Raw genomic sequence first — 14504 nt, forward strand, 5'->3', positions numbered from 1 at the left:
TGTCAAACTTCGGCTTTACTCGCTAGTTTACCCCAAGCCTCTGGCTAAAACAGATTGATTGCTCATGTTAAAACAGATTGATTTATTCACGGATGGCTCCTGCCTTGGCAACCCGGGCCCGGGTGGCTATGGCGCAGTCATGGTTTATGGCAAACACCGCAAGGAAATTTCAGCCGGCTTCAAACTGACCACCAATAACCGGATGGAGCTGATGGCCGCCATCATGGGGCTTCGAACCCTCAACGAACCGTGCAAGGTGCGCCTCACCACTGATAGCCAATATGTGCGCCAGGGGATCACCCAGTGGATCATCGGCTGGAAAAAGAAGGGGTGGATGACCGCCAATCGTCAACCGGTCAAAAATGTCGACCTCTGGAAAGCGCTGGATGCGGAAGTGGGTCGTCATCAGATCGAGTGGCTATGGGTAAAAGGGCATTCCGGCCACCCGGAGAACGAACGGTGCGACGAGCTGGCCAGAGATGCCGCATGCGGCAAGGATCTGGCCGAAGATACCGGCTACCAGCCCTGACGGGCCATGCCCGGTGTGGCGAGAGATTTGGGCAGTTGCCAGCGACGCCGCACCGGGATCAGTGGAAAGCGCCGTTTGCGGGCAGCAATAACGTATACCGATGCAAACGCTCTGCAATAGTCCCGCCCGATACTCTCCCGCCACCAGCTGTGCCAGCTCTGTTTACCCATAAACGAGTAACCGAAACGCTCGTCGAACATCACTTCACACCCTAGTAAATGGAGCCAGTCGATGACTCGCCCGGGGGTAAACATCCGCGCCGACCAGGGCAACTTGCGCCGTAAAAAAGGGATACAGTGGCCAATCCCCACCAAACTCACCGGATTGTAACCACTGATAATCAGCCAGCCATCATCGGTCAGTACCCTTTCGGCTTCACGCAATACCTGATGGGGATCGGCTGAAAAATCGAGGCAGTGAGCCAGCAGACAGGCATCGACGCTACCGGTTCGCACCGGCAGCTCGAGGGGATCGCCATAAATGTCCAGCAGTCGCCCCTCGGGCGAGACGCCCACCTGATGACGAATGGATGAACATTTGCAGGAGAGCTCCGCGCTCAGAGCTCCTACCTTGAGCAAGTGATATCCGAACAAGTTGGGGCACCAGCTGTCGAGCCGCTCCTGAATTTCGGCCGCCACCCAGTCACCCATAGGCAGCGCTGACCAGCTGGTCGGGATCTCGATTTGTTGTTCGGTACGTGCCACCTGCATAATAGGGTTCAACTCGCGGTTTCGAACGCCATCCTGTTATATAAGATACCCTCCCTAAAGAGAAGCAGACTCATGTATCCAGTGATCACAGTTCCAGCCTTTAATGACAACTACATCTGGTTGATCCGCCACGAAAATCACTGTCTGGTGGTCGATCCTGGCGATGCCGCCCCCGTGCTGGAGCGGCTCGAGGCATTGGGTCTGGTGCTCGACGCCATCCTGCTGACCCATCACCATCACGACCATGTCGGGGGCGTCACCGACCTGCTCAGCCACTTTCCCCATGCCCGGCTATATGGCCCCAAACTTGACCCCATGCCGGATCATCACGGTCAGTGGCTGGAAGATGGCGATCAGATTAACTGGCACGGCCTCGCCCTCGAGGTGATCCATGTGCCCGGCCACACCCGTGGCCATATCGCTTACCATGGCAACGGCATGCTTTTTTGTGGTGACACCCTCTTCTCGGCCGGTTGTGGCCGTCTGTTCGAAGGGACACCGGAACAGATGTACCACTCGTTACAGCGCCTTGCCGCCCTGCCCGACGAGACCCTGATCTACTGCGCCCATGAGTACACACTCTCCAACCTGCGCTTTGCCTATGCAGTTGAACCGGACAATCCGGCGATCCGTGATCAGATCGGACTGATCAGCAAACTGCGGCAACAAGGGCTGCCAAGCCTGCCCACCCGGCTGGAGGATGAGCGCAAGTTTAATGTTTTTCTGCGCTGCGAGCTCGATTCGGTAAAATTTTCTGCTGAAAAGAAGGGGCTAAAATGCGTGGAAAATCCGGTAGATACCTTTACGATCTTGCGTCAATGGAAGGATGTTTTTTGAACAAACCTTGATCAGGAGGGGATTGCCCCTTATGATGCCGGCTGTTTTTCTTAAAAATGACCGGAACGAGATGAAGGTACGAACGGCCTTATTGGCAGCGCTGTTGCTCAGCGGCTGCCAAAACCTGAGCCATCAGGATGACCGGGCGATAACGGCAATCGAGCCGATCAAGTCCCCCCAGGTCAAGAAAAAAGCGCATAAAAAACACTCTTCCCATTTCCTGTTTGGCGATGAACAGCTGGATGAAATGGAAGAGACGGACAATCTGTGGGTGCGTATCAGCGATGATATGCAACTGGAAACTCCGGACAACCCGCGCATCCGCCAGCAACGTGAGTGGCTGTTGCGCAATGATAAGCATCTGGCGACCATTGCCAGCCGGGCTGAACCCTACCTCTATCTGATGGTAGAGGAGATTGAACGGCGTGAGCTGCCAATGGAGCTTATTACTGTCCCGATGATCGAGAGCATGTTTGATCCCCATGCCCGATCCCGCAGCAATGCCGTCGGTCTGTGGCAGTTTGTGCCAGCGACAGGCAGAAACTTCGGTCTGCGCCACGACAACTGGTATGACGGACGGCGTGATGTGCTGGCCTCCACCAATGCGGCGCTCGACTATCTGGAATACCTGAACCGCTTCTTTGACGGCGACTGGCTGCAAACGCTGGCCGCCTACAATGCCGGTGAAGGACGGGTGCGCAACGCCATCCAGCGTAACCAGCGCGCAGGCAAACCGACCGACTACTGGTCACTCGATCTGCCCCGCGAAACCCGGATGTATGTGCCCAAGATCCTCGCCATGGCTGACATGATCAGCAATGCGGACAAGTACAATATCCAGTTGCCGGTGCTCGCCAACGAGCCGAAGCTGCGAGTGGTGGAGACCGGCAGCCAGATCGATCTGAACGTGGCCGCCCAACTGGCAGGTCTGCGCACGTCACAGCTCAAGGAGGTCAATCCGGCCCTGAGCCGTGGCGTGATGTCGCCCCGTGGCCCTTACCGCCTGCTGGTACCGGTAGAATATGCCGATACCCTGGAGCTGGCACTGGCCGATCTGCCCAAGAGCGAGCGTATTCGTACCCGCTCCTATCAGGTCACCAGTGGCGATACTCTGTCACGCATCGCCCAGAATCATGGCGTCAGCGTGAGTGAGCTGAAGCTGGCTAACAATCTGCGCAGCAACAACCTGCGTCGCGGTCAGCAACTGGTGATCCCGACCCACGGTCAGGTCAGCAAGGCCAGTTCCGCCAGCAAACCGCAGCAGCTGGCAAGCCGTGGCAGCAGCCAGAAGGCCAAGGTCAGTTACAAGGTGCGCTCGGGTGACAACCTGTGGAGTATCAGCCAGGCACACGGCGTCTCCCACGAAGAGCTCGCCAAGTGGAATGGTCTGAATGCCAAGTCGGCGCTCAAGCCAGGCATGAAGCTGGTGGTCTATCCCAAGCAAGGGAAGAAGAGCGACAAATCGATGGTGTATCAGGTTCGCCGTGGCGACTCCATCTCCTCCATCGCGGCTCGCTTCCAGGTGGCCATCAACGATGTGATGCGCTGGAACCAGCTGGATAAAGGGGATTACCTTAAGCCCGGCCAGGAGCTGACCCTGTTTGTGAAGAACAACAGCTAAGCCTCACCGCTTGAACCCGATAAAAAACGGGGCCAGTCAGATGACTGGCCCCGTTTTTTATTACTGCGGCTAACCGCTGCTGTGTCTGAGCCACCGACTAAAACAATGACTTGGCGCCGCCTGCGGATGCATCATCACTCTGCAGGCAAAACTATCACCGCTATTCCCAGAGCCTTGTCGGCACAACCAGCAACACAGTGCGCTGGCCGATCGCCACATTGGCATTGGGGAAGACCACCGCCTCACGCGGCTTTTCCACCGTGTAGCGCAGCTCACCATCCTCGGCCAGCACGAACCCTTGGGGGAATTCGGTGAAGTTGTCCACATCGCTGGCGAACAGGAAGCGAAAGTCCGCTGATTTTTTGGTGATCACCCGATCGATAACAAACAGAGTGAAATCATCCGCCCGCCACGGCTCCAGCACCACCTCATCCTGAGTGACCAGCTCCTGCAGTGCCTGCCGGGTTTCGATAAAGCGGGTCATGTCGTTCTCACCAAATGGCCGGACCTTGCCCAGCTCCACCGTAAAGGCGTGGGCCCCATGCTGGCGTGAGCTGTAGTAGCTGAAAGTAGTGGTCGGGCTGGCGGAGAGCAGAATGGTGCGCACCCCGCAGGCGCCGAGGAACTGCACCTGCTCGCGGCAGTGGGGCCGCTCGTGGGGAAAGGGGTAGACGGCGAACTTCTCGTGGCGCGAACCGCGAATGGCGGTGTGCAGATCGTAGTGGTAACGGGGACGAGCCGGATCGGCAAAGAAGCGGCTCACATACTGCTCGAGACGCATGGCGCGGATCCGCTCCCGATTGCAGAGCCCCTCCCCCTTGCTGTGGGCGCCAGAGAAGAGCCGGTTCATGTTCTCCTCCACCTCCCGCAGCCCGAGGTTCATCGCCGCCGGATTGCCAAACAGGAACAGCACCCGATGGCGGGCGCTCAGCTCGCCAGAGAGCAGACGGCTCAGCAGCTGGTTGCAGATCTCGATGGGGGCGGTCTCGTTGCCGTGAATACCGCAGGAGAGGACGATATCCTTGCGCCCCCCCGGCTGGCCGCTCGCTCCGCTGGCAGGCTCCAGACAGATGACACCGGTATCCCAGACGCTGACTTGCGTGCCATCCGGCAGCGCAAAATCAAAGGGATCGAGCTGCCACTCGTGGCTGCGGGTCATGGCCAAAAAATCGTGCTGGGGAATCATCCGTCTCACCCTCTTGCGCTGGAATACTATGGCCGGATTATACGCAAGGCGTTGCGGCTTAAAACCGATTTTTAAACAAATTCAAACATTAACGATACAAACAGCGGCAAGGTAAAACGGCAGCAATGGGCGGAGCAACAAAGGGATATGAAAGCGGGGATGAGAGAGCAATAACGGTGCAAACAACAGCAGGGTTGACGGGGTGACCTGATGTCACCCGGCAGTCAGCATACAAGTATCAGCAGATAAACGAGGCATCCATGCCCGGCTGATCAACCACGCCAAAACGGCTTGGTGGTCTCTTGATAACGGTCAGCTTCATTCAGGCCGATGTCTTTGAGCAGGTACTCGGGCAGCTCGGAGAGCTGGCGACGGCTACGGCTGCGCTCCAGCCAGGTCAGAACGGTCATTTTAACGCGAGCAACCAGATTCAATTGGCTGGAATGCTGGTAACCGGTTTCGGTATAAGTCATGTTGGCCATGATGTGGCTCCTCTGAATATTTGTTTACGCACTGGGCTTCAATTTGATGCGCAAAGCTTAGTCAGGGAGTCAGACCGACTCAATTGACGAATTTTGATACGTTACATTAGTAAATCTAATGTTTAAAAATGGCAGGATTTAATTTTAACACCCTGATTTTAAACAACTAATTATCTTCATGGTTGGCCAGCAGAGTCGCACAGCATATTGTGCTGCATGGCCCCCATCTATATATGCATTTTACTGCTTTACATATGCAGGGATGGACAAGGTGTGAACAGCGGGCAACAGCGGAGTTACACATGATTGTTAATTCAATGATCTTGCGGCGATCTTTATTTAACATACTGAAACATAAATAAAACCCTTACTGCATCCCCATTCAGAGGCGCACATTGCCTCCTCCCCAAAGTGCCTCTTGGCACTCCAACCGCATGCTGGTATGTTTATTTATACAGTAGTTTTGCTACCCGCAGCAGATGTCATACCTGATGTCGTCAACAGCGGGTCAGACCACAGGATCATCGATGGATACCTTTACCCCTACCGCCGCCCTGCGTCAACAGATGGCCGCCATTGAAACCTCTCTCAACCAGCTGGCCGATCTGCTTGACCAGCTCGAGCTGCAGGAGGCCCATGTCTATCCCCTCCCCCCGGTGGCGCAGGGAGAAGAGCACGACCCGATCGAGCAAATTGAGGTGGGCTATCTCAACGGTGAAGCCGCACTGGCGGCCACCCTCGCCGCTTATCGGGACCACAGCGCCCGCCCCGGCTGCTCCACCAAGGCGACTCACCGGCTGCCTGGCTGGTTGCGCTTTCCTGCCGCCGCAGCCCCCTTGCTGCAACCGCTGATCGACCAAATCAACCAACACAAGCTCTATTTCAAGGCGCTGGTGCAGCAGGCGGGGGGACGGGATGAGAAGTTCGAGCTGGTACATACCGCCCTGCCCGGGGTGATCACCCTGCAGGTCTACCGCAAGCTGACCCTGTTGGCGGGGGAGCTGCAATCCCTCGGCTTTACCTGGGCTGACAAGCAGACCATCAATCGTCTCAGTCGCGAGCAGGTGCTGGAGATGCTGGAGCGCAGCCGCCGCTACATACCGGCCCTCTCCAACAGCGAGGAGTGGAGCAAGATGGTGGATCAGGAGGTGTACGACATTCGCCGTCTGCCCGCCGATGCCGAGCTGCGGATCCGCCGCCCGGTCAAGACCCACCCGATGATCAACCTGCTCTGGCTGGAGCGCACCCCGCGCAAGCAGCAGATCAAGGCGAGCCTGCCGCTGCTGCTCTGCTCGGATACCCCGCCTGCAGTCACTCATCTGGGCAACTATCCCCCCAAGAGCCGGCAGGCGCGGCGAGATCGCAAGATTGGTGGCGAGCCCATCATCGAGCGGCTGCATCTCTACCTCTATCAGGGCTAACGCGACGAGCCAGCTAAAACCGGCACGCAGAAACGACAGAGGGGAGCACATCGGCAAGATGTGCTCCCCTCTTTCATATGGCATGGCCATGTCGCTGGTGCTACAGCGGATCAGCTCATCAGCAGGGCCCGCAGGCTCTCCACATCCAGCCCGCGCACCTCGGACTGGCCGCTCAGCAGACCATCGGCCAGCGCCCGCTTCTCGTCGTGCAGGGCGACAATCTTCTCCTCCACCGTCTGCTCGCACACCAGGCGATAGACGGTCACTGGCTGGGTCTGGCCCATCCGGTGGGCCCGATCGCTCGCCTGATCTTCCACCGCCGGGTTCCACCAGGGATCGAGGTGCAGCACGGTATCGGCCTGGGTGAGGTTGAGGCCGGTCCCCCCTGCCTTGAGGCTGATGAGGAACAACGGCACCGCCTCGTGGCGAAAACGCAGGATGGAGTCCTGACGGGACTTGGCGGAGCAGCCGCCATCCAGATAGCAGTAATCCCAGGATTTCTGCTCGATGCGGGCCCGCAGCAGGCTCAGCAGATCGACAAACTGACTGAACACCAGCACCCGATGACCACCGTCAATCGCCTCTTCCAGCAGGGCCATCGCCTCATCCAGCTTGCTGCTGGTTTGCGACCACTCGGGCATCACCAGCTCCGGCGAACAGCAAAGCCGGCGCAACCGGGTCAGGCCACTCAACACATGCATCAGGGCACGACCATCGGCACTTTGCACCTGCTGCACCACTTCACGCCGGGTCGCCTCGTAGAGCTGACGCTCTTCGGGGGAGAGGCTGATGTGGTGAATGATCTCGGTCTTGTCTGGCAGCTCGGTCAACACCTCCTGCTTGAGACGACGGAGGATGAAGGGGCTGATCACCGCCCGCAGCAACGCCATATGCTGGGGATCCTTGACCGCCTTGCCAAAGCGGCGCTTGAACTCGCCAAGGCTGCCGAGCAACCCCGGGTTGATAAAGGTAAAGAGGCTCCACAACTCCCCCAGATGGTTCTCGATGGGCGTGCCGGAGAGGGCGAGGCGAAAATCCCCTTCCAGCTGGAACAACAACTTGGCGCGCTGGGTACCGGCGTTTTTGATCTGTTGTGCCTCATCGAGCACCATGGAGGGCCAGCGACGCCCCTTGAGCGCCTCCGCCAGACTGCCGAGCATACCGTAGTTGATGATGATCACCTGCCCCGCTTTGGCATCGCGAATAATGCGCTCGCGCTCGGCGGGATTGTCAAAGATCACCACCTCCAGCTCGGGGGCGAAACGGGCCACCTCCTCCTGCCAGTTGGTGACCACTGACTTGGGCACCACTACCAGGGCTGGGCCAAGGTGCTGGCGCATGCGCAGCACGATAAGCGCCTGCAACGTCTTGCCCAGACCCATGTCATCGGCCAGACAGGCGCCAAAACCGTGATGGGCCAGGGTCGCCATCCAGCGCACCCCCTCCTTCTGGTAATCCCGCAGCGCGGTGAGCAGCTCCGGCGGGCAGGATACCTCCTGCTGCCACTCCTGCTGCAGAGATTGCCATGCCGCATCCCCCTCGGTGGTGATGACCGAGAGCAGACGGGTAAGCGGATAGGCCAGCTTGTGGTTGATCCGCTGCTCGTCGTCGAGCATGGCCCCCAGCATGGAAAGCCGCTCCACCAGCTTGTCGCTCAGCATCAGGCTGGTCTTTTCGTCGAGCTGGACGGTGCGCTGACCCGGGGTCAGCTGACGCAGGATCAGGCGCAAATCGAGGATCTGATGCTCATCGAGGGCCAGCGCCCCTTCGACCTGGAACCAGTCCTGCCGCCGCTCGATGCGCAGGCTCAGTGCCGCTTCATCGAGGCTCTTGAGGCGGGCGCTGTCCTGATGCCAGTGAATGACCACGCCGGCATCCACCAGCTCCGGCAGGGCATTGACCAATGCCAGTGCCTGCTCTCCTTCAAGGCGCCACTCGCTGCCGGGCAGATCGATGGGAAGCTGATTGCGCAGCAGTTGGGCCTGCCCCTTCTCGGCTCCGAGATCCCGCTGCCAATAGTGGTTACCCTTGATCCCTTGACGGATGATGCTCTCCCCCTTGCCCAGAGGCTGGGGAGGCAACTCGTCAAAACGGGTCACCAGCTTGACCGCCAGCTGGCCATCCTGCCAATCGAGCTGCACCGAAGGAATGCCCGGCCAGGGGGCCAGTTCGGCATTGCCGTGCAATCCCTCAACCTGGCTGTGCCAAGGCAGATCGGCGATCCCGTCCAGAGTGCGCTGCAACTCGCTCATCCCCTCGGCGGGCAGCAGCGGGATGGATTCGAGCGCTGGCAAACGGTCGAGCAGCGGCTGCGGGGTGAGGATGAGCTGCCACAGATCCTGCGCCAGCGGCATGATATGGGCCCCGCGGGCGGCTGCATCTGGGATCAGCAAGGCACTCATCCCCTCTTCGGTCGCGATAATCTGCAGCAGCGGCGCCGTGATGGCGAGCTGCAGCTTCTGCCCCTTGGCGTTGAACAGGCGGGGGTGATCGGCCAGCGGCGCCCAGACATCCCGGGGCAAGCGTCCCATCACCCGCGGCAGGGTGCGCACCACTGCCCAGTCGTGCTCATCGAGCAGCGCCGCATACTGGGTGGAGAGCAGGGTGGGATCGACCCGGCGGCCCGCCGTCCACTCCCCCTTGGTGCTGAGTTTCTGGATCTTGCACTCCAGCTCGGGGCCATCGGCGTGAAGCAGCCACACCAGCCGCTCCTGCGGCTTGCGCACACCGCTGGCACGTCCCAGCCCCTGCAGCCAGTTGAGCCAGCTGGCGGAGGCAGCCCCCTTCTCCTCGCCGCCTTCCTCTTCTGGCTCTTCGTCTTCGGCCTCGCTGTTGCGCAGCTGGCAGAGTGGCGCCCCTTTGGCCCCCTCTCCCAGCAGCAGGCGCAGCAGATCCTGACAAAACGCCATCAGCCGATGATGGGGTTCGGCGTCAAGCAGGTGGGAGAGATCCCACTTGTGCAGCATGGCCACCTGCGCGCTCTGGGCGCCGTGACGGGCCAGCGCGCAGAGATCGAGCCAGAGATAGCCCCAGTGCAGCTCCTCCACCGGCAGTTGCAGGGTATCGAACAAGCCGACCGCCTGCCCATGCCGCTCACCGGCCCACTGGCTGAGCAGATCGGCCAGCAGCGGAAATTGTCCGCCAAGGCTGCGCTGCCACTTCTTGCGCTGCTCGCTGGCAATGACGGGGTCTGCCTGCTGCAACCAGCCGAGCCAGAGCAAAGCACTGAAGGCACGCGGCCACTGCCCCTCATGACCCTCGGCCTGCCACTGGCCCAGAGCTGTGAGCAACCGCTCACCCAGAGGGCCACACTCCCCCTGCGAGGCAACCGCCTGCAGGGCAGGCCACAACAGGCTGGAATCGGTGCTTTCGCCATCCCCACAGAGCCAGCGCCACTCCGCCTCAAACGCCTTACCTTGCGCCTGCACCTCGGGGGCACAGCGCACTAGCGCATTGGCCAGCGGCCAGCGCTCTTCATAAGGGGCATCGAGCAGCAGCTGCAGCGAGAAGTGCTCCAGCAACAGTTGCTGCCAGGCGGGGCTGGAACCCGCCAGCAGCAGATGGGCATCTGCGGTATCGAGCAGTGTGAGCAGATCACCGGGAGAGAAGAAAGCCGGGATCTCGCCCGCCTTGCCCCTGCAAAGCTCGCGCACCAGCCCGTGAACCAGATCCTGGCCGGTCACCGAGGAGACCCGGCTCCAGTCAGGGGCAGCACAAAGCCCAGCCCGCACCCCCAGGATCAGCGCAAGCGTCCCCTCTGCAGTCAGGCTCCACTGCTGCTCCCCGCGCAATCTGACAAGGCCGGCGTCATGGAGCCGGGTCAGGTGGCTGGCGAGCTCATGGCCCGCCCCCAGCGTATCTTGTAACAGACGGGTACTGGCGACACGCTGCAGTTGCAAGGCACTGAGCAGCAGATAACTATCCGAGGAGAGGGTGGAGGCAGACATCAAGACTCACGGGCAGATGCAAAAGCGGAATTTTAACGGGAAAGCGTCAGCCACTCGACCCTTTACCGTGAAATAACTCAAAAAAAAACGGCCATCCGTGATGACCGTCGAAAGTAACGAAGGAAATAGCCGGATCATCCGGTTACCTCCCACAGCGGGAAAATCGGGAGCGCTAGCCCCTAATTCGTGGGGCCAATGCTAGAGGTTGGCGCCCGAAAAAGCTTTGAAGCGGATCACAGTTGAAAAGGATTTCTGAAAACGCTTTCAATATTTGGCGACCAAAAGAGATGATTTTGCGCCAAATGAACCATCTTCAGCCTGGCCTTTCTCTCGTCTCGACATGGGTCCCCATATCCCAATGTCCATTCAGTACTCGACGGGTTCTCTTTACACTGACTGCCTGCATGCGCGGAACATCACTGACTGTTGGTAGCGGAGCGATTGCCCTTGTCCGGAGCATTGGCAGACTGATCTGGCCAGCACGCTCGGTACTCGGCCAGTTACGAGGGCTGGGTGGCAACTCACCGGTTGCAAGAAACGGGGATCCATCCGACCGGCTTGCCCGGGCTGTCATTGATCGATAGGATGTGCCCCATTCCAAGAAGGCAGGAGCAACATGATTTTGCGACAACGCGTGGCGACAAGACTCCTGCTGCTGGTCTGCATTCTGCTGCTCAATTGTGCACTCCAGCCACTGACCAGGCTGGCTCAGCTGGAGATAGCCGCTGGCTGCCATATGCTGACCGCCCCATCCTCCGCCATCGATGTCGATGAGGATGGCCGCGCCGCAACGCCGCAACCCGGCAGTTGCCAGCTCAACGGCAAGTGGCTCAGTGCCGCCAGCCTGCAATGCGCCGAACAGATCTTCTTTGCCATCGCATTCCTGATCGGCCTGCTGGCACCACTGCCCCGTTGCTCGCCCCCCCTCCCCCCACCCAGAAATATCTCTCCGCCAGAACGGCGGCTTCATCTCACCCTTTGTGTCTGGCGAGAATGAGTCAGTCGCGGCTTAAACAACCCTGACTTTCATTTTCAAGAGACAACACCATGTCAAACATCTTCAAGACTGCCCTCTTGCTGGGCAGCCTGCTGTGGCAATCCATCGGATTGGCCAGCGATACCGGCTGGCTCACCAGCCCCCGCAACGATCACGCACAAATCCGGCTGCAAGCAGATAGCCGGGATCCGGCACAGCCCCGGGTGCTGCTCAGTCTGGCACTCGAGTCCGGCTGGAAAACCTATTGGCAAAACCCGGGTGAAGGGGGGATTGCCCCTGAAATTCTTTGGGATGACCCCCAACTCACTCAACAATGGCACTGGCCAGTGCCAGAGCGATTCGCGGTCAGCGGCATGTCGACCCAGGGGTATCAGCAGGCCGTCACCTTTCCCATCAGCCTTGGGCATGGCAACCGCAAAGAGTTGACCGGCACATTACGCCTTTCAACCTGCAGCAACGTCTGCATCCTGACCGACTACCCTTTTGCCCTTGCTCTGGATGGTACGGCACCGGACGGGTTCGATCTTACCTATGCACAGGCGATGAGCAAGCTGCCACAAGCCATGCCCAAGAGCGTCAACCTCCAGGCTGGCTACCAGCAAAACCGGCTACAGCTGAGCGCTAAGCAGCAAGAGGGGTGGCGGGCTCCGCAGATTTTCCTCCAGCAGCTGGAGGGGGTCGAGTTTGGCGAGCCCAGCCTGGAGGTGCAGGGCAATACCCTGATTGCCCGCATTCCGGTCAGCGATGGCTGGCAAGGGGATGCACCGGATATCCGTCATCAGCAATTGGGCGTGGTACTGGTCAATGGTGATGAAGCCTGGCAGCGCCAGGTCACCATAGGTGATCCCCTGCCACTACCCGCTGGTGGCCACTCGCTGCGCTGGATCCTGGGGGCTGCACTGCTTGGTGGGCTTATTCTCAACCTGATGCCCTGTGTGTTGCCGGTGCTGGCCCTCAAGCTGGGATCAGTACTGCAACTGGAGACCCGTGAGCGTCGCCCGGTTCGCTTGCAGTTCCTGGCGGCAAGCGCAGGTATCCTGGTCTCCTTTTGGACGCTGGCACTGATGAGCACCCTGCTGCGCGCCACCCAGGGGGCCGTCGGCTGGGGTATCCAGTTCCAGAGCGTCTGGTTTATCGGCTTCATGGTCGTGGTGACCTTGCTGTTCTGTGCCAACCTGCTGGGGCTGTTCGAGATCAGGTTATCCAGCAATGTCAACACCCGCCTGGCAACCGCAGGTGGCAACGGCATGGCCGGTCACTTTCTACAGGGCTGCTTTGCCACTCTGCTGGCAACACCCTGCTCCGCCCCTTTCCTTGGCACCGCAGTCGCCTTTGCGCTCGGGGCACCATCCGGTCAACTCTGGCTTGTCTTTACCGCACTGGGGATTGGCATGAGCCTGCCATGGCTGCTCATCGCCGCCCTGCCCCGTCTCGCGCTTTGGCTGCCAAAACCGGGACGCTGGATGGGGCGCCTGCGCATCCTGCTCGGCCTGATGATGCTGTGCTCCAGCCTCTGGCTGCTCAGCCTGCTTGGCAACCATATCGGCCATAACAGGGTAGTGATCCTGATGGTGCTGATATTGGTGGCCCTGCTGCTGGCGGTCGTATGGCGCCACGGTATTCGCGGTGTAACCCTGGGGCTGGCACTGGGCTGCTTGCTGGTCGCCGCCCTGCTGCTCGGCAGCGCCTTCACCATGGAGGGCAAACCACCACAGGATAACGTCAACTGGCAGCCTCTCTCGGAGCTGGCCATCCAGGACGCCCTGGCACAACACAAGCGGGTCTTCGTCGATGTGACCGCCGACTGGTGCATCACCTGCAAAGCCAACAAATTCAACGTGCTGCTGCGCGATGATGTGCAACGAGCCCTGAGTGCCCCCGATGTGGTGGCCTTGCGCGGGGATTGGAGCCGCCCCTCCGACAGCATCGCCGGCTTCTTGCGCCAACGCGGCAGTGTGGCCATTCCTTTCAACCAAATCTATGGCCCCGGGCTACCAGGTGGCGAGATCCTCTCTCCGCTGCTAGATCGTGCAACTCTGCTGGCCACTCTGGAGCAAGCTGCGCACGCCCCTGTTCAAGGAGAAACAAGATGAGATATATCCTGCTCATACAGATCCTGCCGGAAGAGCGGGGCATACCCGCAGCGCAAGGGGGAAATTATCGGCAATCGGCTGATCTCCCTCATATAGCGCTCGGGGGCAACGTCAAAAACGCACTGGTCATCAAGGGGCAGTCATGACAGCAACATCATCCCGAATCCTCCGTCTGCGCCGCTGGAGCAAGGAAGCCCTCTGGCTGCTGCTGTTGGCGGTGATTATCTCGACAGCGCTGGACCTCTGGCGCAGTCCGGCGCTGCCAGAGGGAAGCCCGCTGCCTAAACTGCTGCTGCAAGATGGCACTCTGGCCGACCTGCAGACAATGAGCCGGGACAGACCACTGCTGATCTATTACTGGGCCAGCTGGTGTGCAGTCTGCCGTGTTACCACACCGACAGTGGAGCAGCTATGGCGAGACGGCGAAAACGTGCTGACAGTGGCGCTGCGCTCCGGCGACCCAGCCAGGTTGCAGCAGGGGATAGCCAGGAAGGGGCTGACCTTCCCGACCCACAATGATGAGCATGGCGACCTTGCCGCCCGCTGGCAGGTGAGCGTCACCCCCAGCTTCCTCATCATCAAGCAGGGTAAAGTGGTGAGCACCACCACTGGCTGGAGCTCTGGCCCGGGACTGAAACTGCGGTTGGCCTGGGCCAGCCTCGGCTAACTCGGCCCGCCTAG

General features: G+C 59.8%; 12 protein-coding genes. 8 read left to right on the plus strand and 4 right to left on the minus strand.

Annotation, left to right across the window (positions count from 1 at the left end; translation table 11 throughout):
* Positions 1-64 precede the first annotated feature (64 nt).
* Complete coding sequence (rnhA, locus tag G5154_RS04670) at positions 65-529, plus strand: ribonuclease HI (protein WP_288728516.1); 465 nt, start codon at positions 65-67, stop codon at positions 527-529.
* Here the strand turns inward: rnhA and G5154_RS04675 are convergent.
* On the minus strand, positions 517-1239 hold the full coding sequence (locus G5154_RS04675; protein WP_337072813.1) for a methyltransferase domain-containing protein: 723 nt from the start codon (positions 1237-1239) through the stop codon (positions 517-519). The two genes, rnhA and G5154_RS04675, sit on opposite strands and share 13 nt — an antisense overlap.
* Positions 1240-1311: 72 nt before the next feature.
* Between G5154_RS04675 and gloB the strand changes: the two genes are divergently transcribed.
* Both gloB and G5154_RS04685 read left to right on the plus strand, forming a co-directional pair.
* Positions 1312-2076, plus strand: a complete 765-nt coding sequence (gene gloB, locus G5154_RS04680; protein WP_236345314.1) for a hydroxyacylglutathione hydrolase — start codon at positions 1312-1314, stop codon at positions 2074-2076.
* Between the two features lie 70 nt (positions 2077-2146).
* Entirely contained in the window at positions 2147-3697 is a 1551-nt protein-coding gene (locus G5154_RS04685; protein WP_421250413.1) for a LysM peptidoglycan-binding domain-containing protein, read from the plus strand.
* A 160-nt stretch (positions 3698-3857) separates the two neighbouring features.
* Here G5154_RS04685 and astE read toward each other — a convergent pair whose 3' ends face one another.
* Both astE and G5154_RS04695 read right to left on the minus strand, forming a co-directional pair.
* On the minus strand, positions 3858-4883 hold the full coding sequence (astE, locus tag G5154_RS04690) for a succinylglutamate desuccinylase (RefSeq protein WP_216978393.1): 1026 nt from the start codon (positions 4881-4883) through the stop codon (positions 3858-3860).
* Positions 4884-5155: 272 nt separating this feature from the next.
* Positions 5156-5365, minus strand: a complete 210-nt coding sequence (locus G5154_RS04695) for a DUF1127 domain-containing protein (protein ID WP_005337823.1) — start codon at positions 5363-5365, stop codon at positions 5156-5158.
* Positions 5366-5892: 527 nt separating this feature from the next.
* On the opposite strand from G5154_RS04695, the gene G5154_RS04700 reads away from it, so the two are divergent.
* Positions 5893-6786: a DNA replication terminus site-binding protein gene (locus tag G5154_RS04700; RefSeq protein ID WP_421263890.1), complete on the plus strand. Its 894-nt coding sequence runs from the start codon at positions 5893-5895 to the stop codon at positions 6784-6786.
* 110 nt (positions 6787-6896) lie between these two features.
* Here the strand turns inward: G5154_RS04700 and G5154_RS04705 are convergent, their stop codons facing one another.
* A complete protein-coding gene (locus G5154_RS04705) occupies positions 6897-10733 on the minus strand; it encodes an SNF2-related protein (protein ID WP_421250414.1) in 3837 nt (1278 codons plus the stop codon).
* A 616-nt stretch (positions 10734-11349) separates the two neighbouring features.
* On the opposite strand from G5154_RS04705, the gene G5154_RS04710 reads away from it, so the two are divergent.
* The 4 genes from G5154_RS04710 to G5154_RS04725 are packed head-to-tail and all read left to right on the plus strand — an operon-like array spanning position 11350 to position 14490.
* Positions 11350-11730: a hypothetical protein gene (locus tag G5154_RS04710; protein ID WP_421243915.1), complete on the plus strand. Its 381-nt coding sequence runs from the start codon at positions 11350-11352 to the stop codon at positions 11728-11730.
* 50 nt (positions 11731-11780) lie between these two features.
* Positions 11781-13823: a protein-disulfide reductase DsbD family protein gene (locus tag G5154_RS04715; RefSeq protein ID WP_421250415.1), complete on the plus strand. Its 2043-nt coding sequence runs from the start codon at positions 11781-11783 to the stop codon at positions 13821-13823.
* Positions 13820-13969 (plus strand): hypothetical protein, encoded by a 150-nt coding sequence (locus tag G5154_RS04720; protein ID WP_421250416.1) that lies wholly within the window; start codon positions 13820-13822, stop codon positions 13967-13969. The genes G5154_RS04715 and G5154_RS04720 overlap by 4 nt, the downstream gene beginning before the upstream one ends.
* Positions 13966-14490, plus strand: coding sequence for a protein disulfide oxidoreductase (locus G5154_RS04725; RefSeq protein ID WP_421211868.1), 525 nt, complete (start codon positions 13966-13968; stop codon positions 14488-14490). Before G5154_RS04720 ends, G5154_RS04725 begins: the two co-directional genes overlap by 4 nt.
* The last annotated feature ends 14 nt before the right edge of the window (positions 14491-14504 follow it).

This window comes from Aeromonas sp. 600527 (genome assembly GCF_049175415.1).
Classification (GTDB): Bacteria; Pseudomonadota; Gammaproteobacteria; order Enterobacterales; family Aeromonadaceae; genus Aeromonas; species Aeromonas veronii_A.